Raw genomic sequence first — 24,260 nt, 5'->3', positions numbered from 1 at the left:
GTCAGGCGACCCAGGGTCATCTCAAACGATGAACGTCAGGTGACCCACGGTCATCCGGGTCGGGCGATGCGGCCGGTGCCTGTGTGGGGCAGAACCCTCAACGACGGCAGTTCTCGTTGTCGGGCTCTCGGTTGGCGAGCACCCGGGCGAAGGTGGGCGCGGCCTCGGCGCAGGAGATGGTGCCGTCGGCGTTGGCGTCCAGGTCGAGGGCGCCGCCCAGCCCGTCGACGCGCACCATGGTGAAGGTGCTAAAGGCATCGTTGGGCTCCACATCGGGCGCGATGGCGCAGAGGGAGGCCGAGGCGCCGTAGACCTCCATGCGCGTGGTCGTGGCGCTGCCGCCCTCAATGCGGTTGGGAGCGGTGAGCTGGCCTGTGTAACGCACAATCTGGCGCTGAGCCATGTAGCGGCGGCACGAGCTGCCGGCGATCTCCAGCGTGACCCCGGGTTGGCCGTCGGCGTCGGCGTCGACCACCGCCGGGTCGCCGGCCTCGGTGGGGATGGGGGCGCCGGTGGGATCGTCGAGCTCAAGCCCCCACAGCCCCACCTCGGTCGCCGAGGTGTAGGCCCCGCCGGTGGTGGGGCGCGTCACAAAACCCCGGTCGATGGCCGGGGTGACGATGCTCTCGATCACCGCCGGGGGCACCAGGGGGCGAAGCCCCAGCACCGGGCTGAGCTCCAGCGCGCAGAGGGTGCGCTGCTCATCGAGGAGCTCGCCATCTTCGGCGATGGTGACGATATAATAGCCCATCGAGACCTGCTCCTGACCCAGCACACAGCTCGACGCGCGGTGGGCCTGCAACCAGACCCCGCCCAGGGTGCCCGCGCCCTCGCCATCGCCCGGGCCCACATCGGTGGAGGGCCCCACCTCGGCAAGCCCCACGTCCTCCACAATCTGCGCCTCAAAGCGGCTCTCGCCACGCTCCACCTGGCAGCCCACCACACCTGCCAGGAGCCCACACGCCACGCCCCATCGCCCCACTCTCTGTGCTACTTCTCTCATCGTACGGCCTCGACTGCGATGAACACGCGCCCCTAAAACGCCTGATACATCTACAAAATCAATCACTTACACACCTTAACACACGCACACCTCAGGCGTTGCCTCAATAATGAAGCTCAAAGCCCACCGCGCCCAGCCAGCCCCCGGAGCTAAAACCCGGAAAGCCCGGGTTGCCCGTCTGCAGGCCCTGCGCCTCGGCGTAGGGCTGGCCGGTGCGAGGGTCGCGGGTGTCGTCGGGGACCTCGTCGCAGAGACGCGTTTCGCCGGGGGCGCAGTCGGGATAGGAGTTGAGCGCGTCTTTGTCGGTGGTGCGGTAGAGCAGGTGATGAGCCTGCACGTACCAGGCGGCCACGACCTCGCGCTTCCACAGCGCGAAGCGGTGCTCCGCGCCGATCGAGGCCAGGGCGCGGTGGTTATCGACGTAGTTCGTGCGGCCGGTCTGCGCGGGTACCGGCGAGGGCACAAAGCCCAGGCCTGCGCGAAGTCGGGTGTCGGTGGAGCTCTGCCACTCGGCGCCCAGGCGCCCCTCGATCGTGTCGTGGAAGCCGGCGTCGTCGCCCTGGGTGTCGAGGTGCCCCGACCAGAAGGTCAGCCGGGCGTCGGCGGTGAGCACCACGTCGCCAGGCGACCAGGCCAGGCCCAGGCGCAGAGAGGCGGGCGTGGCGGTGGGGATCCACGAAATGGCCTGTCGGGTGTCTTCGCCGGAGCTGGCCCCGCGCACCTGCACCTCGTTGCCGCCCTCAATCGCAAAGGCCACCGGCCCCCGGTACACAAGCCCCAGGCGAAGATCGGCCGGCAGCGCCAAGCTCGCACCGGCCAGAAGCCCCCAGGCGTTGGTGGTCTGAATGTCGGCGTTGAGCCCCACATCCGACTGGTCGGCCGGATCGCGCACGTAGGCCTCGGTGGTGGCGCGCGCGCCCGGCAGGTAGGTGCCGCCCACGCCGAAGCTGAGCCAGTCGGTGAGCTCACGCGCAATTCCCGCCTCGATCACCGGGCGCCGAAGCCGCTCGCCAATCAGCTCAAAATGCAGCTGGTTGCTAAAGGCCCGCTCGCGCTCATCGACAAAATGGGTCTGCATGCTCAAGAGCCCGTTGGTCGGCAGCATCACCACCGCGCCGCCGCGGGTGCGCTCGCTGCCAAAGTCGGTCACCGCGCCGATCACCACCCCGTAGAGCGGCGCAAGCCCGGTGGTGTCGGAGCGCTCCCTGCGCGTCTGGTCGGAGGGCAGCGCCGGGGCGTTTCCGTCGAGGTCGGGCACCTCATAGCCCGCCGGGCGCTCTTTGAGCAGGATCTGCGCCTGCCCCAGCGTGGCAAACGCGCCCAGCCGAATGCCCGGGCGCGCGAGCGCGAGCTCGGCCACATTATCATAAACGGCAGCCGGACCCTCGGCCGAGGCCGCCTGGGCGCCGGCCATCGCTGCGGAGCGCGCGCCTGAGCCGTACACATCAAAGGGGTTGGCCGCGGCCAACGAAGGTGGCATCAGCAGCGCCAGCGCCATCAACGCCAGAGATAACAAGCGCGGTCTGCGAGCGATCTTCGTTTTCAAAGCACCCTCAACCTGGAACCGTAAACCATTGAAACAAAAGAACTTTCACCCACAACAAACCACCTCAACCGGCGCACCAGGCGCAGTGGCTCCCCGCGGCGCGAGCGCGCGTCAGGGTGCTAAGCCTCGCGAATCCACACCCTCGCAGGCTTGACGCACCGAAGGTAACCCACACGCGCGTGCGCCTCCAGCCAGGCTTACAATCCAACTCGGTGTCGCGGGCGTGGCTCACACGAGAGACGTGAGGGTTTATATGTTGTCATCCGTCCGAGAGACAGACCTCAACCGCATGTTAAAAGGGCGATCCCCCTGTCTTAAGACCCGCTCTCCCCCGTCACAGCCGACCCACAGTCAGCTGCATGGCCCCGCTCGCAACAAAAATGCCCCCGCGACTCGGGGTCGCGGGGGCATGATGGGCATGCAGGCTCAGCGCCTGGGCTCAGCGCGAGGAGCCGACCTCACGCTTGAGCACGACCTGATCGCTGGGAGCGAGCACGGTGCTGTGAGACTCGGCGGTGACGATCATCGAGAAGCTGGGGAAGGGGGTGGTGAAGGTGACCGCGCCGGTGCGATCTTCGGCCAGGCGAAGCTGCCCCATGTTGTAGTTGTAGTTGGTGCCCTCGGGCGAGATCCAGACCACGAAGGTGGCCATGGAGTCATCGAGCTGACCGGGGCGAGGAAGGTGGGCGACCGAGAGGGCCACCACGCGGTTGCCGTTCTCATCGGAGCTAACCGACACCATGCCCTCGGCGCCGGCGGTGCGCTCGCCAGATTCCATGCGGTACTCGTTGGCTCCCGAACACGCGCTGAGCACAAGGCCCAGAGCCATCACCACCATCAGCACCACCGACTGCATGTTCTGAATCTTCATTACATCACTCCTTGAAAGTAAGGTTCTCAAGCGCACCAGGGACACGTCCCGTTCGCGCTCGAGTGTGTGCGCCAGCTGACAAAAGTCCAGCGAGGGTGCCCCACTCCGCGCCGAAGCCGGGAGGGCAGGGGTTCAACCAGGTTGCCGGAGACACGCGTTAAGACGCCCATATCGTGCCACAGGAGCGCGGGCAGGTCGACTCGAAGCGAGATGGCGTTGAGGGGAGCGGCGGGCGCCTCGCGGGTTCGCAACCGGCAGTGAGCGTGATAAAGTTTCGCCACCTATGGCCCCTGCCCCTTACCATCATCCCCCGGTCACTCGCCTATGGCACGCCCCCAGCCTGTAACCTCGCCCGAACTCACCCCGCAGATCTGGACCAGCGAGAGCTTCGATCCCGCCCTCTGGGAGGATCTTGCGCCGGGACGCCGCGCGCCGCTCGATGCGGTCGAGCGTGACGAGGGCTACCTCAGCACCCCCGATCATCAGCAGCTCTACTGGCAGACCTGGCGCGCCTCGGAGGTGACGCCGCGCGCGGTGGTGGCGTTGATGCACGGCTACGCCGAGCACAGCGCGCGCTACGATCATGTGGGCATCGCGCTGGCGCGGGCGGGCTATGCGGTGATGGCGATCGACGCCCGTGGCCACGGGCGCAGCACCGGGCGGCGCGGTCATGTCGAGCGTTTTGATGACTACGTCGACGATATGGAGCTCCTGATTCGCCGCGCCACCCAGCGCTGGCCGGACCTTCCCCTCTTTGTGATGGGGCACTCCAACGGCGGGCTCATCGCGCTGCGTCTGGCGCTGCGCAAGCCTCAAAACGTGCGCGCGTTTGTGATCACAAGCCCCCTGCTTGGCGTCGCCCCCGACCTCTCGCCACTTATGCAGAAGGTGGGGCTGGCTGCGGCGCGCATCCTGCCCACGCTGAGCATCGCCTCGGGCATTGACGCCGGCGCGCTCACGCATCTTCAGGAGGTCATCGATCATCACGAGCGCGATCCGCTCAACTTCCCTACGGCCACCGCCGGGTGGTTCTCCGAGGCGGTGGGGGCGATGCGCGATCTTCATAAGCGAGCCGGCGAGCTGGAGCACCCGGCGCTGCTGCTGGTGGCCGGCGACGATCGCATCGTCAATGCGCGAGAGACCGAGCGCTTCTTCCACCAGATGGGCTCCCATGATCGCCAGCTGGAGCTTCTGCCCGGCCTCTACCACGAGGTGCTCAACGAGGAGCCCTGGCGCGATCTTCTGGCACGCGCCCTCTTCTTTATGGAAGATCGTCGCGACCCCGCCAACGACTGAGGCCGCTTTGAACGCTACGTTCACCTGTCATACCCGCATCTTGCGCCCGCTGATCATGATGCTGCTCGCCATCATGATGGCCTGCAGCTCCGATAGCCTGCGCGAGGGAGAGAAGGAGACCATCGACAACATCCTGCGCAGCGGGCTGGAGATGGGCGATGATCCCTTTGTGCGCGCCGAGACCCTGCGCGCGCTGGAGCTCATCAACGATGCGCGTGTGGTGGAGCTTGCCGAGCCCCTGCTCGACGATCCCTCGCCGATGGTGCGGGTGGCGGCGCTTCGGCTGATGATCCTCCACGATCATCCCCGCGCCCGCCAGGAGGCGATGGCCAACTACAACCGCGCCGACGACCCCGAAAAACGCCTGATCGTGGCCACCGCTCTGGAGCTGGGCAGTGATACGCTGCGGCGCACGATGATCAGCCGCGCGCTGCGCGCCGAAGATCCGCGCCAGCGCCGCATGGCCTTTGAGGCCGGGCCTTACGCCACGGTGGAGGCGCTGCAAGAAGCCGGCGATGAGACGACGTTGAGGCGCAGCGCGTTGCCGGAGCTCGGCGGCTTTGTCGAAGATCCCGATCCGGACATCGCCGCGATGGCCCTGGCCCGGCTCACCGAGGCCGGCCAACCCGATCGAGCTCAGGCGTTCATCGAGCGCTTCGCCGACCCCAAACAGCCCCTGGAGGCCCGCCTGGACGCCGGGCGCATTCTGGTGCGCTCCCACTCGGAGCTGGCCCGCGAGACCTTCGCCGACCTGCTGGAGCGCGCCGGCGTCTATGACGCCGAGACGCTGGGGCTGCCGCAGCGCCGCATCGATCCGCAGCTCGTGCGCGTGGCCGCGCTGGGGCTGACCGCGCTGGGCGATGAGACCTACGTGGCCAGCGCCCAGGAGTATCTGCGCGGCGCCGAGGTGGAGCCGACCATCGAGGTGCTCAGCGCCCTGGCCACCAACCCCTCCGACGACGCGGCGGTGAGTTTGCGCATCGCCATGCGCGATGCGCGCGAGCCGGTACGACGCGCGGCGATCAACCTCTACGCCGCCCGCGACGACGCCCAGCCCGACGCGCTGATCAGCGCGATGCGCATTGATGATTTTGAGACGCAGAAGCTCATCGCCGGCCAGCTCGTCGCGCGATTTGCTGAGGACTGGCGCGAGACGCTGAGCGCGCGCCTGCAAAACGAGGAGCAGGCCGCCGAGACGCTGCGCACCCTGCAGATGGTGCTGCGCGACGAGGCGGAGCTTGAGCTCATCGTCGCCCCGCTGAGCCCGCGCCTGGAAGCGCTGGCGGCCTCCGACAACGCCGAGGTCGCCGCCCTGGCCGCCTACCTCTTGCTCCGTGTCGATTCCGATGGGGAGCTGCCCGAGGCCATCCGCGCAAGCACCGACCCGCAGACGCGCCAGGCCTACCTGGAGTACCTGGCCACCAGCGAGACCCCGACTCAGTACCTGGATGAGCTTCGGGCCAACCTCTTTGAAGATCGTTTCGTGCTGCGTCTCTTCGCCGCCGCCGGCATGTGGCGCGCCTTCCCCGAGCAGGTTCGCGCCCCGTCAGCGACCGGCGCCGATACGCCCGCCAATGGCGAGGCGGCAGCGGCGCAGGTCGAGCAGCCCGCCGCCGAATAAGCCCGCGTTCAGCGGGCGTTGATCGCCCAGTCGTACTCCGAGAAGCTCACCTCGGCGCCGGCTTCCAGGGCCTCTCGAAGCTCAGAGTTGCGCACGTAGCGCAAGAGGTAGGCCTGCACCGAGCCGGCCGATTTTACAAAGTCTTCGGCAAACCAGTTAAAGAGCTGGCTCGTCTCCACACCGGACTCGGTGCGGCGCGTGGCGGCCGGAACGAACTCGCGGGTCGCCGCGTCGAGTTGGCGCTCCAGGGTGGCCGCGCGCATCGGCTCCTGACGCAGCCGCGGGCAACTCTTCGCCGCACAGACCAGCACAAAATGAATGCGCGGCTCATCGAACTGCGCGCGGATCACCCGGCTGTGCTCCAGCTCATCAAGGGTGAGCGACTGGCCGGCCACGCGGTGTTTGACCTTGTCGAAGAACCCCTCGACCTTCATCACGCTCTCTACCGGCCAGCGCTCCAGCACGGCGTGGAGCACCAGCGCGTTGTAGGCGTTGATGTAGAAGGCCAGGCGAGCGTCAGCGCTTTTGCCCTCCACGCTGGCCTGGCCGATGGCCTCGACGACCTCATTCAAACGCCGACGGTCTTCCTCGCTGGCATGCCAGCGGGCGTAGTCGACCTGGCCACGGGCGTCGACATAGCGCTCCAGAAGCGCCTCAAAAGGCGCCGGATCGATGACCTCGGCGCCGGTCTCCGAGGCGCCCTTCTGAGACGCTTCAGCCTCGCTGGCGTTCGGTGCGCGCTCCTGGGCAAACGCGGGCGTCAGAGCGAAAAGAAAAGCCGCGGCCGCGGCGCTGATCGTGATCGGGTGCTTCATCGGCGACTCCGGGTTCGGGATGTCGGGAGGGCAACTCGCGCAGCATACGCGCAACGGCCCTCCACGCCCAACATCCTCAGAGACGCCATGCTTCCCGCGGGCATTCAGTCGGATCGTCATTCGAGATCTTCGACCGACCTCGACGAGGTTGGCTTGGCGCGCGGGCTGCGGCGCGCCACGCCGCGTTGGAGATGAGCGCTTCCGGGCAAAAAAAACGCCCTCGCCCCGAGTTTCGGGGCGCGGGCGCTGTCGGTCCTGCGCTGTCAGCAAGCGCCGCCCGAAGGGCGGCGCGGCCTGGTTTAGCGCAGCTCGAACTTGTACTGGGTGGCGCGCGCCAGGTTCTCGGCGACGTTCTCCCAGTTGACCACGTTCCACCACTGGTCGACGTACTGACCACGGGCGTTCTGGTACTTCAGGTAGTAGGCGTGCTCCCACACATCGAGCGCCAGCACGGGGATGGCGGTGAACTGGGTCTGCTTCTGGTGGTTCTCCGCCGCCAGCGTCACCAGCTGCTCACCGGCGGGCTGCCAGCACAGGAGGCCCCAGCCGCTGCCTTCCACAGCTTTGGCCGCCGCGCCAAACTGCGCTTTGAGGCCGTCGAGGCTTCCGAAGTCCTTGTTGATCTGCTTGAGCAGGTCGCCCGAGGGATCTTTGTAGTTATCGGCCGGGGTCATGTTCTGCCAGAAGAGGCAGTGGTTGAAGTGACCCGAACCGTGGAAGGCCGCCAGGCGCTCGAGATCGCGGATCCGACCGAAGTCGCCGCTCTCGCGGGCTTCTTTGAGCGCCTTCTCCGCAGCGTTGAGGCCGTTGACGTAGCCCATATGGTGCTTGCTGTGGTGCAGACGCATCGTCTGCTCGTCGATGAAGGGCTCAAGCGCGTCGTAGGCGTAATTAAGCTCGGGAAGGGTGTGATTTCCAGCCATGAAGAACCTCCTGAAAGTAGGGTCATTGCGGTCAGTAAAAGGTGCATTCTCAGCGCCATAAAGCGCCGGCTGCAGCGTCGCCCGCGCCGCTAAAAAAGCGAGCCCGAGAGCGGCGGATCGCCCCGATCCCTCGGCGCGACGCGCCGGGAGCCGGCGTCAAAGCAAGCGCGAAGATAAACCGCAGGCGAGTGAAGTCAAGCAGCCCCTTTTGAGGAGACCTTCAGGAGGTTAGGAGGGAGCCGAATTAAGGCAGCGCGCAGTAGCGCGTGCTCACCTCAACGATATCCTCCAGGCCCTGGCGTTTGAGCGAGAGCGCGCCATTGTCGCAGCCCTCCACCGGCCCCAGAAACACAAAGCCTGAGCCGAAGCCGATCACCGCTTCCTGGCCATCTTCGGTCAACCCGAGCACCTCCAGGGGCTCATGGGCCATCGGCTCGGAGGCGCATAAGGTCACTGAGCTGGTCAGCGCGAGCCGGTCAGCGATGAGGTCGAGCTGGTCGAAGAAGTCGAGCGTGCAGGCGCTTGTGAAGACGCCACGCGCCCCGAAGGCTTCCACTGTCTGGTAGAGGCGGTTTCCGGGGTAGGCCGCGCCCAGCGTGCTGCGACAGACCGAGCGCACCACCTCGCCATCTTCATAACTCACGCCGGAGGGCGGGCCGCTGATCACGGCAAAGGAGATGCCCTCGGGGCTCTCGCTGCTGGCGAGCAGCTCCTCGACCAGCGGGGCGACCTCGCGCCGATCCTCGGCGCTCCAGGCGCAGACATCGCGGCTGGCACCCTCACCACCGGGGGGGGCGCCGGAGCAATCATCTTCGTTGCTCACCACGAGAATCAGCAGGCGCGCCTCCTCTCGACGAAACGCGCGCAGCGCCGAGGCGTTCCCGAGCACGTTGGTCTCAATGACGTCGAGGGCCTGCTGAAACCCATCGCCATCTTCGCCCTGCTGCACATTGCAGGCGGCAGCGCGCACCCAGCCCTCGGTGCCGGAGTAGGCCACCTGGAGGGTGTTGTCTTCGCAGCCCTCCACGTCGCGTACGATCGGCGCCAGGCCCGCGCCGTCGCGCGCATCGGTCGTCACCACGCCCACCTGCACATCGAGGCCGCCCTCACCCTCCAGGCGCTCCAGAAAGCCCGGCATCGCCTCGGCCATCGCCCGCTGGTAGGCCTGCATCTCGCCGGCGTTGTCCATCACCACGAGCACATCGAGGAGCTCCGGGCGCTCAAAACGATCGAAGAGCTCGCTGCGCTCAATGCCCGCGCGGCACTCCTCGGGAAGGAGCGGATCGCCCTGGTAGGCGGGGTTGGGCTCGGTGCACCCCGGCGCGCTCAGCGCCAGCATGAGGGCGGCGATCAAAGATCGCATCGGAAATCGGCGGCTGACCATCGTTGCTCCTCCAAAACTTCGGCCGAGCCCTTGAAGGCTCAGCGACGGATGCTCTCGGCGACCTGCGCCAGCGTGCGACGCCCTTCGACCACCGCGAGCATCTTTGAGAAGACCCGGGCGTCGTCGCCCTGAAGTCGCATCGCGACGGCTTCCCAGGACTCAAAGTCCCACATCATCGGCACGACCTCCGGAGTGCGCTCCAGCTCCTCCACAAAGGAGGAGGAAAACTCGCCCGTGCGCTCGCCCTCACCGGCGATCGAGGCGCAGACAAAGGCGAGCATCGCGCGCACCGAGGGCCAACGCTCATCGCCGCTGGTGGCGTTTTGCAAAAAAGTCCGGGCCGGGGTGCCGCCTTCGAGCTTCAAGAGCTCTTCGGCAAACGCCCCGAGCCACTCGGCGTCTACACCCAGACGTTGCGCCTCCTCGATATGTTCAAACGCCGAGGCCCGCTGCCCGTCAATGAGCTCGGCGACCGCCAGGGCGCCGACGGCCGAGGCGCTGTCGGGCGGCTCCTGCTCCAGAAGTTGCTCCAGGACCAGGCGCGCCTCTTTGACCCGGCGGCGCTCCAGCAAGAGCACACCCAGGTTGTACTGCGCCTCCATATTCTCCGGGCCGACCTCGATGGCGCGGCGCGCCCAGCGCTCGGCCGCCTCGGTGTCCCCGCTCTGGTAGGCGGCCATCGTGGCGCCGTTGAGCATGGTGACGTCGTCGCCGGCGTGTTTGACGCCCTCCTCAAAGCTGCGCAGCGCCTGCTCATGCTGCCCCAGCAGAAGATGCGACTGGCCGAGTTGCCCCCAGCCCACCGCGCTCTCCGGTTCCAACTCGACATATTCTTCAAAGGCGTCGACGGCGTCTTCAAAGTCCTGGTTCACCTGATGGCAGAGCCCCAGGTAGAGCCAGGCCGAGGTATTCTCGGGATCTTCCTGAAGCACGCGTTTAAAGGCGTAGGCCGCATCCTCAACGCGGCCGGCCTCAAAGTAGGCCGTGGCCGCCATCTCCCAGACCATCGGGTTATCGACAGCCTGGCGCGCGGCGATGCCGAAATAATGTGCGGCCTCATCGAACTCCTCGCGATCAAAGAGCAGGTGCCCCAGCCGGAAGGCCACATCGACGGCCTCCACGCCGCGGTCGACCGCCTGGCGGTAGCAGTCCATCGCCTCGTCTTCGGAGCCCATGTCCAGGTACATATCGCCCATAAAGGCGTGATGGCGCGGCTCCGCCGTACTCACCGAACCCATCGCGTCGAGCAGATCGGTGGCCGCATCAAACTCGCCCATCACAATCAGGGCCTCAACCTGGCTGAGCTGCAGGGAGACATCCTGGGCGTGGTGGGTCAGCGCGCGGCGGATCACCCCGAGCGCCTCATCGCAGAGCTGACGGCCGACCAGCAAAATCGCATAGGTCAGCGCCGCCTCCAGGTCGGTGGCGCCCTGCTCGGCGTAGCGCGCGTTGGCGACCTTGAGCGCCTCCGAATAGTTATCGCGCTCCAGCGCTCGTCGCAGCTCGCGGGTCAGCCCCTCGAGGCCGCGGGGCAAGAGCGCCTCCAGGGTCATCAGCGCCGGGGTGGTCTGGCCGTCTTCTTCCAGGTCGAATTCGTCTCGCATCGTCCACATCGTGGTAGGGCCTGTCTCAAGCGATCTTCAAAGCGTGCGCGGCGTCGGGCACGGGGCCGGTCGGCGCACAGCTGGCAGGCTTACCCTAAGTTTTGCGCAACATAAAGCGCGAGCGGCCCCGGGTGCAGGGCAATCGCAAAGTCCCACAAGGCATTTTATGGAGAACCCACCCAATCCGTAGGGAGGGGTCTTGTGCCCCTCCCGAACTCCCAGGGCGGGGACCCACAAGGGGTCCCCCTACGGTGGCGGGTGGTGGGAACCCACTTTGCGATTGCCCTGGCCCCGGGTGGCAGGCCGCTCGCGCAAACGTCTCGCTATCGCATGTTTGCTCAACGTCTCTCAACGCCCGAGGCTCAGAACCCCGGAGGGCGCTCCACAATAAAGTAGTTGAGGCACATCTCATCGTAGGTACCCTCGCCCCAGCGCACCTCCTGCGGGGCGCGCCCGTCGGGCTGATTGCCCGGGGAGTTGTCGTAGCGGCACTCCAGGCGAGGGGTCACCGGGTAGCGCAGCACCTGCGGCTCCTCAAAGAGGTAGAAGCCCTGCCAGTTGAAGTCCCAGTCGGGGATGTCCATCAAACAGACCTCACCGGTGCCCGTCTGGGCGGTGACTTTGATGCTCTTCCCCAGTAGGTGCATATGCGGGGCGACCCCGTGCAGGGTCAGCGAGATCGGGATCTCGGGGCCCTCCTCCACGGCGACCGCATCGGGGTCGCCGGCTTCGATCTGCAGTCCGAGCTCGGCCAGGGGGATGATCACAAGCTCGGTAACGCGGGAGGTCTCCTCCTGGTCGACAAAATAAAGATCGAAGAGGGAGCGATCGCTGCCCTCGGGGTCATTGACGGTGTTGTAGTGCATCTGCACCACGATCTTCGAGCCAGCCTCAATGCGTACGCCGTGGCCCTCTTCAAACTCCAGGGGCATGGTGCCGGGCACCCAGCCCGAGAGCAGCCAGGGATCGGAGGTGCGGGGCCCGCCAAAGCAGGTGTAGCCGGGGCGCTCATCCTCGGCCTCGAGCTGCTCCAGGCGCGCGGCCTGATCTTCAGAGACCGAGTAGACCAGCGCGTGGTGCACCACCCGGGTGTTTCCGGGGCGAGTGCGCACGGCGTTGAGGAACTGATCCTCGTTGAGCTCGGGGTCGATGACAAAGCAGCGGTAGTCGTCGACCGCCTCGGCCAGCGGCGGCTCGGGCGTATACTCAAAGCCCCAGTCCAGGGTCAGATCGGGCTCGCCACGGTCAAAGACCGGCGCGCTCTCGTCGCGCTCGGGGGGAGGCGCATCGCTCGGCTCACCCTCGGGGTAACCCGCCTCGACCCACTCACGAAAGAGCGCGATCTCCTCCTGGCTGATATGCCGGCGGTTCTTGAGCGGCGGGCCACACTCCTCGGCCGGCGGCCAGGGGGGCATCACGCCGGTCTCCATCGCCCCGAGCGCCAGCCGCCCCATCTCTTTGATGCCCTCGTAGGAGTCCAGCGCCATCGGCGCGATCGCGTCTTCGATGTGGCACTCGTTGCAGCGCGCCGCCATCATCGGGCGGATATGCGAATAATAGGTCGGCCCGCTCAGCCCCGCGTCATCGCCCGCATCCGCGCTCCCCTCGGCGTCTTCGACGCCCTCGCCGCCGGCATCATCACCGAGCAGCACATCGGCGTCTTCGCTCTCATTCGACTCGGTGCCGCAGGCCGCAGCGCTCAGCACCAGGGCCAGCGCACACGCTCGCCAGAGGGGGTTTTGCCGGATCGTCATCGCCGCGCTCCTTAGCTCGGATGGGTCAGGGGAAGTCTCAGTGTGACGCGCCTTTCAAAGCGCAGCAATGCCTATCAAGGGTGATGCCACCACCGCGCTGCGCGCGACCGCCGAACACACATGGAGACCGGGGCGACGCACATCTTCGGCGCCTAAAACCCAAAGATATCCAGGTCGTACTCCACTGGCGCCTCCGCGCTGATGGCCAGGTAATAGGTGCCCGCCTCCGCAGCCTCAAAATCGAAATCCACCGCGCGGGTGCTCACCTCGCCAACGGCCACCCGGCCGCCGCCCTCATTGAAGACATCGAGCAGCACATCCTGCGCGCTGCCCCGGTTGATGACCATCTGCCCCAGCACGCTCTGGCCGGCCTCCACCTCAATGGCGAACCAGTCTTCCAGGTCGCTGCAGAGCTGCAGCGCACGCTCGGAGACGTCCAACTCCAGCGCGGCCGCATCCGGGAGGGCGTGGTTGCCGGCAAAGGCGTCCCTGTCGTTGCAGATGCGCTCAACCGCCAGGTCGTAGGTGTTAGGTCCTTCAACACTCTCCACGCGCAGGTAATAAAAGCCCGAAGTCGTCGCCGTGTAGCTGAGCACCTCATCATCATCGCTGGACCAGGCGCTGGCCACGCCCTCTTCACCCAGGGTAGCTGCCGTGGACTGCTCGGGTGCATAAAGTGTCAGGTCGATGTCGCCTTCGGCGTGAGCGAACGAGGCGAAGACCTCCAGATCGTCGCCGGCGAAGAGCTCCACGGCGTAGAGGTCCACATCCCCCTCTTCGCAGATGGCCAGATCGCTCAACCCCACAAAAGACTCCGTCAGCAACGTGGCCAGCGCCGCGGCGTCGTTGGGCTCGTAGGCCGCATCCCCGCAGGTGGTCTGCTCCAGGCTGTAGGCGCCGATGTGGTAGGCGGCCTCATCGCCGCGGGCGCGCACCACGTAGGTGCCCGGCTCATCGAGCAACGCGATGGCCAGCCCGTCGCAGCCCTCGCGCTCAAAGCTGGCGCTGCCTTCGACAAAGCTCAGCTCCAGATCGGTCCCCGGCGAGTGCGCGACCACCACTTCGAGCGCCTCGCCATCGGCGACCTCCACGCGATGATGTTTCTCCGCGCTCGCACAGAGGCGGTGGTCGCTGTAATCCTCGCGCACCATCGGGGCGGCCTGCGCCGGGGTGCTCAAGTCGATGCCGTCATCGCGGCAACCGCTCGCATCGGGCGAATAGGCCGCAAAACGCCAGTAGGTGTAGGGCGGCGCGCAGACCACCGCCTCGTCCTCGGAGGCCGGCTCGGCCTCCACCGCGCAGATCGTGTACGAGACCACCGGCGACTCCCCGGGTGCGGGGAGCGGGTTGGTGATGGAGGCGCGGGCGACCTTGCCCTCCAGCGTCATCGGGCGGCTCTGGTAGTCGGCGCTCTCACTGAAAGGATCGTCGAGCGTCCAGTAGAGCACCACCTCCGAGAAGCGGGTGGAGCCCCCGGCGATGTCGGCCTCAATGAGATAGTCGCCCACGCCCCGCTGCGTGCTCAGGGCGGTGTGTACAATAGGCCCCTCCACCTCACAGCGATCCTGGGAGGGGGTGGTCGGCGACGACCCGGCGCGCTGCACGATGATGGTGACCACAAAGCTCACCGGCTCATGCACGAAGTCCTCGGCCACAAAGGTCACCGTGTGCGCGCGCTGCTGCAGCTGCGCCGGGGTGGGAAGCCATGAGAAGACGCCCTCAAAGGCCTCCACCTGCTCAAAGCTCGCGCCCTGCGGGGCGCTCGCTGCCGGCATCGAGAGGCTGACCTGGTTGGAGTCGTCATCGCGCACCCGCACCTCCAGCCGTAGAGGCTGGCCACCGCGGGGGTCATAAAGTTCGCTCTGCGAGCTCACAAAACGGGGCTGACCGTTGCCGGAGAGGATGCGCACGTGCACCACCCGCTCGGCGACCTTGCCCACGCTGTTCGTCGCCGAGAAGACCAGGCGACGGGCGCCCTCGCCGGTGGCGTCGCTGGCGATGGGATCCCAGGTGAAGACCGCGGCGTTGCTAAACGTCTGGAAGGTCGCCCGCTCCGGCTTATCGGCCACCGCGAAGCTCAGCGGTAGGCCCCCCGGATCGCTGCCGGTGAGGTTGATCTGAATCACATCCTCACCCACGGTGTACGTTTCCTCCGAGCGCACATCGAGGGTGAGCACCGGCGTGCCGGCCTCCACCAGGGGCTCGGTGCAGCCCCCGAGCAGCGCCGCGGCAGGCAGGGTGGTGGCGAAGATCAAAAAAGAAGCGAATATTTGCCGAAGATTCATCGTCTACCGTCTCGAGAAACAGAGCGCTCTGCGCAGAGGGTTTACGCTAGCAGATGCGCACCGCGCTCAAAAGAGCGCCCCCCCGGGGCGCTTGTTCTTCTCCAGATGGCCCTTACACTGGCGAGCGCTTCAACGGGCATCAGGCGCATCAGCGCCCCCTCCGCCTCGTTCATAACGCTGGCAGAAATGCTCGCCAGCGACCGACCCCACGATGATGGTTGCCCCCAAAAGGATGAGACGCCGTGAAGACCTCCACCCCTCGCTTCCTTCGCCCGCTGCTCCTCTCGGTGCTCCTGATCGCCACGCTCAGCGCCTGCGGAAGCCCGCAGTACGTGCGCGACACCGAAGAGCCTCGCCTCGACGAGTACACGATGAGCCTTCGCTTTGATCGCGAAGACCTCAACCGCCTCTACGCGGAGAACATCGACCAGCTGATGCGCAGCTCGATCGTGCGTCAGTGGGACCGCGGAGACTCGCCAGTGGTGGCGATCTTCCCGATGCGCAATGAGACCAGCGAGCATATCGGCCCGCAGCTCGACACGCTCCTCTCCAAGTTCGAGACCGACCTGGTCAACCAGACCGCCGCGTCGGTGGTGAGCTGGGAGAGCCAGCCCGATCTTCTCAACGAGGTGCGCCGCCAGCAGTCCGACGCTTATGATCCGACGCGCCTTGCCGCCTACGGCCGTCAACTCGGCGCGCAGTACTTTGTGACCGGAAAGGTCTACGACGTGGCCGACCGCGATGAAGATGAGCGACGCGTGCAGTACTTTATGTTCGTGCAGGTCATCAACGTGAGCACCGGACAGATTCATTTTCAGAATGAATCGGCCATCACCAAGGGCCTGATCCGCTGAGCCGTTGCGCCGCGCGTCCGGCCGCCCGCCCTGCCTCCCCGAGCCCCCTCGGTGTGTGTGGCGGGGAGGGGCGGCGTTTGTCCCTCCTCGTCTCGACCTCGCCAGTACTGGCATGCGGCCATTTATGAGCGCCTTCAGCTCCCAAACAGCCCGGCTTCACCGCGCACACCGCGCCAGCTTTGGCCGCTGGTGCCAGGTGGTGGCCTTTGTCTGCGTGGTGCTCGCCAGCGGGTGCGCCTCCTACACCGAGACGCTCCGGCCCACCCGCCAGGCTCTCTCGGTGGGCGATGCCGAGAGCGCCATCGCCGAGCTCAACGCGCGCCTTGAGGTTGAAGACACAAGCGAACTTCCCGAAAACCTCAAAGAGAACCGCGCGCTATTCTTGCTCGAGCGCGCCACGCTCCTGCAGGCCGCCGGCGACTACGAGCAGGCCGCTCGCGACCTGATGCACGTCGACGATCACCTGGAGTGGGTCGACCTCTCCAGCGAGGGTGCAGCGCAGGTGATGCGCTTCATCTACAGCGACGACTCCGGTCAGTACCGGGCCCCGGCGCACGAGCGCCTGCTGCTCAACACCCAGAACATGATCAACTTTCTGGCCGCCGGTCGGCTGGGCTCAGCGCGGGTGGAGGCACGGCGCTTCTATGTGCTGGCGCGCTTCTTCGTCGACGAGGGCACCCGCGAGCTTGTGCCGGGCATCCTGGGGCTGGGCTACTACTTAAGCGGCGTGACCTATGAGGCGTCTGGCGAGTACGAAAACGCCGCGCGTTTCTACGCGCGGGCCTACCTCTCCGGAGTCTGGCCGGAGGCCGGTCCGGAGCGCCTGGAAGATCTGATCGCCCTGACCGGCTACCGCGGACGCGATCTTCAGGACTTCGGCGTCGAAGACGATCATCCCCTCTTTGCCTCGGTGCGCCGCGGTGAGCGCTTGAGCGCAGCGGAGTACCGTGCGCGTCACCAGCAGGGCGATGTGCTGGTGGTGGTGCAGAGCGGGCTCTCGCCATACCGGCAGGCCGAGCGCGTGGGCATGGACTGGGCGCTACGCTACTCCCAGTACTCACCCTACTCCGGGGTGTATTTAAGCAACGACCAGCGCAGCAAAGCGCTGAGTCTGCACGCCAGCGGGGTCTTCAACACGCTGAACTTCCCGGTGCTCACCACCGCCGGGCTGCCCCCGCGGCGCCAGGTTGGCCTGAGCGTGGACGGGCGCATGGCCTCGCATTCGGCGCAGGTCAACATCGCCGATCAGGTGCACGCCAGCTGGACGATGGTCGGGGCCACCGCAGCTGCCGCCGCTATCTCGCGCGCGGTGGTGCGGGCGGTGGCCGGGGAGGCCAGCCGCCAGGCCACCGACGCCGCGCTTCGCCACGGCGGCACCGAAGCGGCCGCCGCAGGTGCTTTAGGCTTTCTGGCCGGTCTGGCCGTCAAAGGCACCTTAAGCGCGCTGGACACGCCCGACACCCGCAGCTGGACCACGCTGGCCGCCGACATCGATTTATTTCGCATAAAATTGCCCGCCGGACGTCATACACTCGCCGTCGATGTTGGCCCCCACGTCGATAAGCGTGTGGTCGATGTCCTCAGTGATGATTTTATCCTGCTTAACTTCTCGGCGCTGCGCTGACCTTCTCGTTGAGTGTCACCTCAACCGCCAGCGCCCCACTTCTTTGCGAGGTCTTGTGATGCGACGCACCCTGCCCCTCTTACTGGCCATGGCGATCTTTCTGGTGAGCGCTCCGGCGATGGCCCTCGACGGCTATAAAGATCGACGCGGCTCCTACTTTGGCCTGGGCCTGGGTGGCGGAGTGGGCTCGGTCTTTGTCGAAGATGAGACCCTCTCCACCGGCCTCGATGAGGGCGGCGACCTGGGCCTGCATCTGCACGCCGCGCTCGGCGGCGGGGTCACCAACAACCTGCTCTTCGGCGCGGAGCTCAACTCCTGGATCCGCACCACCGACGTCTACGGCCAGGAGCTCAACCACCAGCACTGGTCGCTCAACGCCGCGAGCACCCTCTTTATCGTCAGCGGCCTCTTTGCCGAGGCCGGCGTAGGCCTGGCCTACGGCATCAGCGACGCCTCCAACCCCGCCGGCGATCGGCGGCGCTACCAGGAGATGGGTCTGGCCGTGAAAGGTGGCCTGGGCTTTGAGTACTTCGTCAACGGCACCGTAGCTCCGGGATTTCGCGTGGGCTACACCCGCCACTTCTACTCCACCAGCGACTTTGAGACCTTCCACGGCGCCTTCACCCTGCGCTGGTACTGATCGTATTGATCAGAGTGGCGAACTGGGCGCAGCTGGTGCGCGCGCTCGCTGCAGCACATCGCGCAGCATCAGAGAACCTCGCCAGTGGCGAGGTTTTTTTTGTGGGACGCAGCAGCCGAGAGAGGGCAGCGAGTTCCGCTCTCGGGCGATGCCGGAGTCCGCTGAGGTGACCCACGGTCATGGTTCGGGACGACCCACGGTCGTCTTCCAGTGCGGTCCTCGGTCCTCAATGGGTGCGCCCCACGGTCATCTTCCAACACGACCCTCGGTCATCGCTCGACCTGATTCTATGCGCTCGAAACGTGACCCACGGTCACCTTCCGGTACGACCCACGGTCATCATTGGGGACGACCCTGGGTCATCGCTCGACCTGATTCTATGCGCTCGAAACGTGACCCACGGTCACCTTCCGGCACGACCCTCGGTCATCTTCCAACACGACCCTCGGTCATCTACCAACACGACCCTGGGTCATCGCTCGACCTGATTCTATGCGCTCGAAACGTGACCCACGGTCACCTCGCGTCGGCACCGCACACCATCGCGATGCGCCCCACGGTCACCTCTCCGTCCCACTGCACGCGCTTGATCCGCCCCCTACGCAAACATGTTCCCCCGGTGGAGCACGCACTATCCAACCACCGGCGGTCTCATCGGCGACATCACACGCCATCGCCCCCGAAGATCGCCCGCGCTGCACCTCGCGCCTTCCCCGTTGACGTGGCCTGGCTGGCGCCGCTTCCACCCCGCGATCGCAAAACATCGCCACATTGAGGGTCGTGCACGAAGCTCCCCTAACTGCCCATGAACACTGAAAAATCGGCGTCAATGCAGGGGTTCAACGGCCTCCTCCACCCCGATTTCTCTGCAAAGGAAAGTAGACGGCCCCCCGAATTCGACTATATTTAAAGTAGAACCTCGGCAGCGGGTCGGAGCAGCCACACTGTAATTTTCTCCGGCACGTTGAATATGGAACGCTTCCTGCACGTTAAAGACTGTGAAGGGCAGCCCGGCATGTCAGGGCAGTACGCGAGGCCAGTTGTCTGGATAACTCACACTCTTCGAGCGCAGGTGTCCCCAGCCCAAGGATGAAGACCATGCTGCCGGATTACATCATCTACGATCAGCTCAAAAAAGAACGGGCTCGTCAGCAGGAGCAGGCTGACCAGCGCCCCCAGCTTGAGATCCCCCGGCCGCTTCCCTACTGGCCGGAGCAGGAGCGCGAGAGCCCCAAACCCTCCGAAGATCGTGCCGAACGTGGTGTCGAGATCATTCAGATGTAAGGTGTGTGCCACCTCACCTCTCGATGTTCCGCCAGACGGCCGACCTTCCGAGTTCATGATGCATAGAGACGCCCGGGAGCTTTTGCTCCCGGGCGTTTTTTGTTCCAGGTGGACTCGCCGCAACGCGACGCAGGATCACATCTTGAAGTGACCCTGCGTCGCCCTTCATACCCCGCGACATGCGACCCACGGTCACCTCATATACCCCGTCACGCCTGACCCACGGTCACCTCATATACCCCGTCACGTCTGACCGTGGGTTGCATCTCACCCGCATCGTGACTCACCTTTCCCCAACCCCGGGTCGCCCTTCATACCCCGCGACATGCGACCCACGGTCATCTTCTATACCCCGTCACGCCTGACCCACGGTCACCTCCTATACCCCGCCACGCCGTGACCCACGGTCACCTTCTATACCCCGCCACGCCGTGACCCTGGGTCGCGCGACCTACCCCGCGCGCGCCATGCCTCGCCCTCCTCAGAGCGAGCGCAAAAACGCCAGCAGATCGTCGCGCTCCGCCTTTGAGAGATGCCGAAACCCCTCGCGCGACGCTTCGGCCTCCCCGCCGTGCCACAAAATCGCCTCGGCGATCGTGCGGGCGCGCCCGTCATGCAGATACCCGGAGCCGGGCAGCACCGTCTGCGCCAGGCCCAGCCCCCACAGCGGCGCGGTGCGCCACTCGCGCCCCGTGGCCTCAAAGTCCGGGCGGCCATCGGCCAGCTCCTCGCCCATATCGTGCAGGAGCAGGTCGGTGTAGGGCGCAAAACGCTGGTGGGCCAGCGAGGGGTAGTCGGCCGGACCGCTCTCAAGCTCCGAGACATGGCAGCCCACGCAATTCAACTCCTCAAAGAGCACCTCGCCACGGGCGATCGCCTCGCGTCGCTCGGGCTCAGCCGGCACAAAGCGCTCCGGGATCGCCAGCGACTGCGTATAGAAGACCGTCGCCTCAAAAAACGCCGCGTCGATCTCGGCGTGCGCCCCATCACCGTATGGCGTGAGCACGCCCATATCGTTCACGAAGGCATCGGCCGTCTGCTGGGTGAGGTTGGGCTCGTTGGCCTTATGGCCAAAACGCCCCAGCACAGCCCGCTGCGCGCGGGCATCCCAGACGCGGTTGGGCCGCCCGCTGATGCCATCGCCGTCGGCATCGTCGGGGTCGGCCATGGCGAGTATCGTCGCCTCCGGCACCGCCTCCAGAAGTCCCAGCCCCACGATCGGCGGCGACTGCCGGAGCGAGCGCTGCACCTCGTCGGGAAGCTCCGTGCCATCGGCCAGCAGAATCGTCATCTTCGGACGGCGCAGCTCATAGGGCGTGCCATCGGCGTAGCTCCCCGGCACGCGCTCCCACTGAAGGTCGATCGAAACTTCGGGCTCCGCGCCGCCGATGGCGTGATCCTGAAGTTGCACGCCGAGCTCCCCCACCGGCACCGCCCCCCCGGGCACCAGAGGCTCACCCTCGGGAAGGCTCACCCGCACCAGCATCGAGGAGCGCAACGAGGGGTGACCCACCACCGGCATCCCGCGCCCGTTTCGGATATGGCAGGCCGCGCAGGCGTTGTTATTAAACCCCGGCCCCAGCCCGGCGTTTCGCGGCGCCCCCGGGCTGACAAACTGCGCATCAAAGGCCAGGTCCCCCTCCAGATGCAGGTCCAGCTCATCGGCGTTGAGGTTCGGTGCGGGCTTGGTAAACGCATGCGAGGTGCGATCGACGATGCTCAAATCACCGCCGGAGGCCACCGTCAGCACCTCACCGCTGTCCTGTCCACAACCTGCGCCCAGAGCGAGTGAGGCCGCCGCAAACGCGACAGCCCAAAGCGTCCTTCTCGAAGTTGATGGGACCATCTCTTCCTCAACGCCACAGACATCGTCTTAAACGAATGAAACGAATGAAACCTAACCTTTCAAAACTCGGTCCCCGCGCTTCTCTCCCCGGTGAGAGCGGCGCGGGGACCGAAGATAAACGCCCTTACTGGCCGAGGACCAGCGGCTTAACTTCGCCGTCAAGGGTGTTCATCAGCTGCAAAATCGCGGCCTGGGCGTCCTCAATGTTGCCGGCCTGCGCGGAATCGGTGATGGAGTCACGGAAGGGCTCGGCGATCTGGTCGAGGGCGTCGATCGTGGCCTGAATCTCGGTCTTGACCTTGTCATCAAGCTCGGAGTCTTTGGCCGCCACGAACACCGTCAGGCCGTTGCCGCTGGTGCCGGCCGCTTCGACCCGACCCAGGTAGGCGTTCTGCACGCTGCGCATGTTGTCCTTGAAGTCCGCCAGCGAGTTGAAGGCAAACTGGCTCTCCACCAGCAGGGTGTCCTGCTCGGTGTAGGGGTCGCCGATCTTGCCGTTGGCAACTTCGTCGAGGATGCCCACCAGACCCTCCACGATCTCCTGAGCGGCCGCGGCACGCGAGGGGTAGACGGCGTTCTCGGCATCACCCGCGCTCACGAAGACGTCGCGGTAGGCCGGCTGCCCGTCGACACCTTCGGTCCAGGCGTTGGCCAGGTACTCGGTGTTGGCCTGAAGCTCATTGGCGCTGGCGACCAGGTAGTCGAACTCACGCTCGGTGAAGTCCGCGGCGGTCTTGGTGCTGCCCTCCCCAAAGAGGAGGTACTCCACCGCGTGGAAGCCCTTTTTGTTCACGTCGAGCGAGGCCACGTAGGTCTCGGTGAGCTCATCATCGCTCTCGAGCACACCGTCGAGTTCGGCCTTCTCCACCGGCCAGCTGTCGAGCGCCGGGTCGATGCCGGCGGCATCCACCGGACCAAACAAAAAGCCTTCGCTCTGCTCCCAGGGCTCGCGGGTGGCCTTCCAGGCATCCTGAGCCGCCTCCAGGGTGATGTCGGTCGGGGCGAGCACAAAGGCGTCGACGGCCACGACCAGCGCGGAGGCACGGGTGTTGAGAAGTTCGTAGGTGGGCACGATCACCTGGTCGGCGGTGTCGATGAGGATCTGCTCGTTGTCGAAGGCGTCGCCTTCCACCACCGTGTCGCCACCATCTTCGCCGCAGCCGATCATCAGGCCGGCGCTCAGGGTCATCATCGCGATCGAGGACTTCTTCAATGTCATCATGGTCGTACTCCTGTTCGTTTTCTCGGGCTGATCCGGGCCCCTCCGCACATCGAAGGGAGGTTAAAAGACAAATCCCGCCATCAGCTCCAGCGTGTTCTCCGTATGGAGATCGGCGTTTCCAAAAGTGCGATGGCTCAGGTCGAGCTTGAGCACCATCGCGTCGAGCAGGGTGTAGGCCACCCCGCCGGTCCACAGCGTGCGCTCAAATCGCGGGTTGGCCGCAATCTCGGGCGCTGTGCGAAACATCGTGTTGTAATGATCAAGGCGTACAAAGGGCTCCAGGCGGTGCGCGCCGGAGAGCCCCAGCCAGGGCGCCACATCAAGGCCCACCTCACCCCAGGTGGCCAGCGCCTGATCGGCGACCTCGCTGCGCAGGGTGCCCAGGTTGTTGGAGAGGCGCTTGTTCAAGCGCGAAATCTCGGTGGCGTTCTCCAGCTGCCCCCACATCACCATCCCCTGGGCACGCACCGGCCCCAGGTCGAGGTTGAGGTGAGCGTCGACGATCAGAAGCGGCGCTTTGACGTAGCCGCAGGGCGCAACCTGACGCTCGCGCCCCTCACTGCCATCATCGCAGGACGCCGCAAAGTCGGGCTTGGGCCGGTTACGGGTGGTGTTGCCGTAGTAGACCGAGGCCCCCAGCTCCACCCCCTCAAGGATCGTCCAGTCGGCGCGGAAGACGCCGGCAAGATCACTGGCGCGAATCAACTCAAAGCGCCCCTGATGACCCGAGGCCACCCAGCGTTGGGAGCTAAAGCCTGTGGAATCGAGCCCGTTGACCGCCTGGGCGGTCAGCTCCACTGGCCCCAGGTCGAGCTCGGCCGAGATACCCATCTCATCCCAGACCGCCGGCAACACCGTGGTCTCGGCCTCCGAGCGCCGCCCGGCCAGATAGTCGGTGGGGCGGTAATTATTGGAGAGCTGCCCCACGGCCACATAGAAGCGGCCAAGCTTGAGCTTCAGCCGCTCGTTGAAGAAGGTCTTGCTGACGTAGAGCTCCTCAACGAGCACCTCCCCGCCCTTCTCCACCTCGTGCTCGTACTCGCCAAACTCCTCCCACTCCAGCTCCAGCGCGCTGCCGGTGCCCCCGTGCTCAAACTCGATCTCCGCCTCCAGCCCAAAGCCGTAGGGCATCTCGCCCTCGATCTTGGTCACAAAACGCGACTGCTCGAAGACCGCGCGAAGGTCTTGGCGGGAGCCCCCGGGGCGAGTGGGGTCGGGGCCGAAATCATGGCCGGCAAAACGTAGCTCGCCATAACCCGAGAGCTCAAAACGAAAGGGTGAGCCTTCGCTCAGGCGAAAGATCGGCTCCACGCTCTCCCGGGAGGTGGCCGACGTGTCACCGGCCGGAAGCTCGTCTGGCGAGGCCTCCTGCGCCTGCGCGCTCGCTGCGCTCATCGTGAGCGCGGCAACGACTCCCATCACCACGAGTTTACCCTGCGGGCTCCTGTATCTCGGCATCATTTGAATCGGCATCGCGGGTCCTGCACCTGAGCGTGTCCACCAAAAGAAATTGAAAAGCGTTTTCAATTTCAACGCCGAAGTAAGGCAGATCACAGGTGCCGTCAACCCCTGATTTTGTTCAACCTTGCTGTAATTTTCCTAACCAACATTAAAAATCCTTTAAAACCAACACCTTATCAAACACCCCACTCCAGAAAGCTTGCCCTCTTACAAAGAATATATTGAAA

General features: G+C 65.7%; 18 protein-coding genes. 6 read left to right on the top strand and 12 right to left on the bottom strand.

The window, feature by feature from the left end:
* Window positions 1-97 precede the first annotated feature (97 nt).
* The 3 genes from FRC96_RS00460 to FRC96_RS00450 all read right to left on the bottom strand — a co-directional run bounded on the left by FRC96_RS00460 (window position 98) and on the right by FRC96_RS00450 (window position 3,420).
* Window positions 98-1,003: a hypothetical protein gene (locus FRC96_RS00460; protein ID WP_146972081.1), complete on the bottom strand. Its 906-nt coding sequence runs from the start codon at window positions 1,001-1,003 to the stop codon at window positions 98-100.
* Window positions 1,004-1,106: 103 nt separating this feature from the next.
* On the bottom strand, window positions 1,107-2,549 hold the full coding sequence (locus tag FRC96_RS00455; RefSeq protein ID WP_146972080.1) for an OmpP1/FadL family transporter: 1,443 nt from the start codon (window positions 2,547-2,549) through the stop codon (window positions 1,107-1,109).
* Between the two features lie 439 nt (window positions 2,550-2,988).
* Window positions 2,989-3,420, bottom strand: a complete 432-nt coding sequence (locus tag FRC96_RS00450; RefSeq protein ID WP_146972079.1) for a hypothetical protein — start codon at window positions 3,418-3,420, stop codon at window positions 2,989-2,991.
* A gap of 324 nt (window positions 3,421-3,744) precedes the next feature.
* On the opposite strand from FRC96_RS00450, the gene FRC96_RS00445 reads away from it, so the two are divergent.
* Both FRC96_RS00445 and FRC96_RS00440 read left to right on the top strand, forming a co-directional pair.
* Window positions 3,745-4,716, top strand: a complete 972-nt coding sequence (locus FRC96_RS00445) for an alpha/beta hydrolase (RefSeq protein ID WP_146972078.1) — start codon at window positions 3,745-3,747, stop codon at window positions 4,714-4,716.
* Window positions 4,717-4,723: 7 nt separating this feature from the next.
* Window positions 4,724-6,337: a HEAT repeat domain-containing protein gene (locus tag FRC96_RS00440; protein WP_146972077.1), complete on the top strand. Its 1,614-nt coding sequence runs from the start codon at window positions 4,724-4,726 to the stop codon at window positions 6,335-6,337.
* Between the two features lie 8 nt (window positions 6,338-6,345).
* On the opposite strand, the gene FRC96_RS00435 is transcribed toward FRC96_RS00440, so the two are convergent.
* The 6 genes from FRC96_RS00435 to FRC96_RS00410 form a co-directional block, all read right to left on the bottom strand.
* Entirely contained in the window at window positions 6,346-7,152 is an 807-nt protein-coding gene (locus FRC96_RS00435; RefSeq protein WP_230469687.1) for a DUF547 domain-containing protein, read from the bottom strand.
* Between the two features lie 299 nt (window positions 7,153-7,451).
* Complete coding sequence (locus FRC96_RS00430) at window positions 7,452-8,075, bottom strand: superoxide dismutase (RefSeq protein WP_146972075.1); 624 nt, start codon at window positions 8,073-8,075, stop codon at window positions 7,452-7,454.
* A gap of 244 nt (window positions 8,076-8,319) precedes the next feature.
* On the bottom strand, window positions 8,320-9,438 hold the full coding sequence (locus FRC96_RS00425; protein ID WP_146972074.1) for a hypothetical protein: 1,119 nt from the start codon (window positions 9,436-9,438) through the stop codon (window positions 8,320-8,322).
* A 59-nt stretch (window positions 9,439-9,497) separates the two neighbouring features.
* Window positions 9,498-11,063 (bottom strand): tetratricopeptide repeat protein, encoded by a 1,566-nt coding sequence (locus FRC96_RS00420; RefSeq protein ID WP_230469686.1) that lies wholly within the window; start codon window positions 11,061-11,063, stop codon window positions 9,498-9,500.
* 362 nt (window positions 11,064-11,425) lie between these two features.
* Window positions 11,426-12,817, bottom strand: a complete 1,392-nt coding sequence (locus tag FRC96_RS00415; RefSeq protein ID WP_146972072.1) for a hypothetical protein — start codon at window positions 12,815-12,817, stop codon at window positions 11,426-11,428.
* A 152-nt stretch (window positions 12,818-12,969) separates the two neighbouring features.
* Window positions 12,970-15,102, bottom strand: a complete 2,133-nt coding sequence (locus tag FRC96_RS00410) for a PPC domain-containing protein (protein WP_146972071.1) — start codon at window positions 15,100-15,102, stop codon at window positions 12,970-12,972.
* Between the two features lie 242 nt (window positions 15,103-15,344).
* Here FRC96_RS00410 and FRC96_RS00405 point away from each other — a divergent pair, with 242 nt between their 5' ends.
* The 4 genes from FRC96_RS00405 to FRC96_RS00390 all read left to right on the top strand — a co-directional run bounded on the left by FRC96_RS00405 (window position 15,345) and on the right by FRC96_RS00390 (window position 19,504).
* Window positions 15,345-15,956: a penicillin-binding protein activator LpoB gene (locus tag FRC96_RS00405; RefSeq protein ID WP_146972070.1), complete on the top strand. Its 612-nt coding sequence runs from the start codon at window positions 15,345-15,347 to the stop codon at window positions 15,954-15,956.
* A gap of 124 nt (window positions 15,957-16,080) precedes the next feature.
* Window positions 16,081-17,580 carry a hypothetical protein gene (locus FRC96_RS00400; protein ID WP_146972069.1) on the top strand — a complete coding sequence of 500 codons (1,500 nt, stop codon included), beginning with the start codon at window positions 16,081-16,083 and terminating at the stop codon, window positions 17,578-17,580.
* A 58-nt stretch (window positions 17,581-17,638) separates the two neighbouring features.
* On the top strand, window positions 17,639-18,220 hold the full coding sequence (locus tag FRC96_RS00395; RefSeq protein WP_146972068.1) for a hypothetical protein: 582 nt from the start codon (window positions 17,639-17,641) through the stop codon (window positions 18,218-18,220).
* 1,089 nt (window positions 18,221-19,309) lie between these two features.
* Window positions 19,310-19,504, top strand: coding sequence for a hypothetical protein (locus tag FRC96_RS00390; RefSeq protein WP_146972067.1), 195 nt, complete (start codon window positions 19,310-19,312; stop codon window positions 19,502-19,504).
* A gap of 481 nt (window positions 19,505-19,985) precedes the next feature.
* On the opposite strand, the gene FRC96_RS00385 is transcribed toward FRC96_RS00390, so the two are convergent.
* The 3 genes from FRC96_RS00385 to FRC96_RS00375 all read right to left on the bottom strand — a co-directional run bounded on the left by FRC96_RS00385 (window position 19,986) and on the right by FRC96_RS00375 (window position 23,967).
* Window positions 19,986-21,254 (bottom strand): di-heme oxidoredictase family protein, encoded by a 1,269-nt coding sequence (locus FRC96_RS00385; RefSeq protein ID WP_230469685.1) that lies wholly within the window; start codon window positions 21,252-21,254, stop codon window positions 19,986-19,988.
* A gap of 220 nt (window positions 21,255-21,474) precedes the next feature.
* On the bottom strand, window positions 21,475-22,572 hold the full coding sequence (locus FRC96_RS00380; RefSeq protein WP_230469684.1) for an imelysin family protein: 1,098 nt from the start codon (window positions 22,570-22,572) through the stop codon (window positions 21,475-21,477).
* A gap of 60 nt (window positions 22,573-22,632) precedes the next feature.
* Window positions 22,633-23,967, bottom strand: a complete 1,335-nt coding sequence (locus FRC96_RS00375; protein ID WP_146972065.1) for a hypothetical protein — start codon at window positions 23,965-23,967, stop codon at window positions 22,633-22,635.
* Window positions 23,968-24,260: the final 293 nt, after the last annotated feature.

It is taken from the genome of Lujinxingia vulgaris (assembly GCF_007997005.1).
Lineage (GTDB): Bacteria > Myxococcota_A > Bradymonadia > Bradymonadales > Bradymonadaceae > Lujinxingia.
This window is presented reverse-complemented; position numbering and strand designations above follow the sequence as displayed.

Excerpts from the sequence above, each read along its gene's own strand:
- FRC96_RS00460 (WP_146972081.1), bottom strand. The coding sequence starts at position 1,003 with ATGAGAGAAGTAGCACAGAGAGTGGGGCGATGGGGCGTGGCGTGTGGG.
- FRC96_RS00450 (WP_146972079.1), bottom strand. The coding sequence starts at position 3,420 with ATGAAGATTCAGAACATGCAGTCGGTGGTGCTGATGGTGGTGATGGCT.
- FRC96_RS00445 (WP_146972078.1), top strand. The coding sequence starts at position 3,745 with ATGGCACGCCCCCAGCCTGTAACCTCGCCCGAACTCACCCCGCAGATC.
- FRC96_RS00435 (WP_230469687.1), bottom strand. The coding sequence starts at position 7,152 with ATGAAGCACCCGATCACGATCAGCGCCGCGGCCGCGGCTTTTCTTTTC.
- FRC96_RS00430 (WP_146972075.1), bottom strand. The coding sequence starts at position 8,075 with ATGGCTGGAAATCACACCCTTCCCGAGCTTAATTACGCCTACGACGCG.
- FRC96_RS00425 (WP_146972074.1), bottom strand. The coding sequence starts at position 9,438 with ATGCGATCTTTGATCGCCGCCCTCATGCTGGCGCTGAGCGCGCCGGGG.
- FRC96_RS00420 (WP_230469686.1), bottom strand. The coding sequence starts at position 11,063 with ATGCGAGACGAATTCGACCTGGAAGAAGACGGCCAGACCACCCCGGCG.
- FRC96_RS00415 (WP_146972072.1), bottom strand. The coding sequence starts at position 12,817 with ATGACGATCCGGCAAAACCCCCTCTGGCGAGCGTGTGCGCTGGCCCTG.
- FRC96_RS00410 (WP_146972071.1), bottom strand. The coding sequence starts at position 15,102 with ATGAATCTTCGGCAAATATTCGCTTCTTTTTTGATCTTCGCCACCACC.
- FRC96_RS00400 (WP_146972069.1), top strand. The coding sequence starts at position 16,081 with ATGAGCGCCTTCAGCTCCCAAACAGCCCGGCTTCACCGCGCACACCGC.
- FRC96_RS00395 (WP_146972068.1), top strand. The coding sequence starts at position 17,639 with ATGCGACGCACCCTGCCCCTCTTACTGGCCATGGCGATCTTTCTGGTG.
- FRC96_RS00390 (WP_146972067.1), top strand. The coding sequence starts at position 19,310 with ATGAAGACCATGCTGCCGGATTACATCATCTACGATCAGCTCAAAAAA.
- FRC96_RS00380 (WP_230469684.1), bottom strand. The coding sequence starts at position 22,572 with ATGATGACATTGAAGAAGTCCTCGATCGCGATGATGACCCTGAGCGCC.
- FRC96_RS00375 (WP_146972065.1), bottom strand. The coding sequence starts at position 23,967 with ATGAGCGCAGCGAGCGCGCAGGCGCAGGAGGCCTCGCCAGACGAGCTT.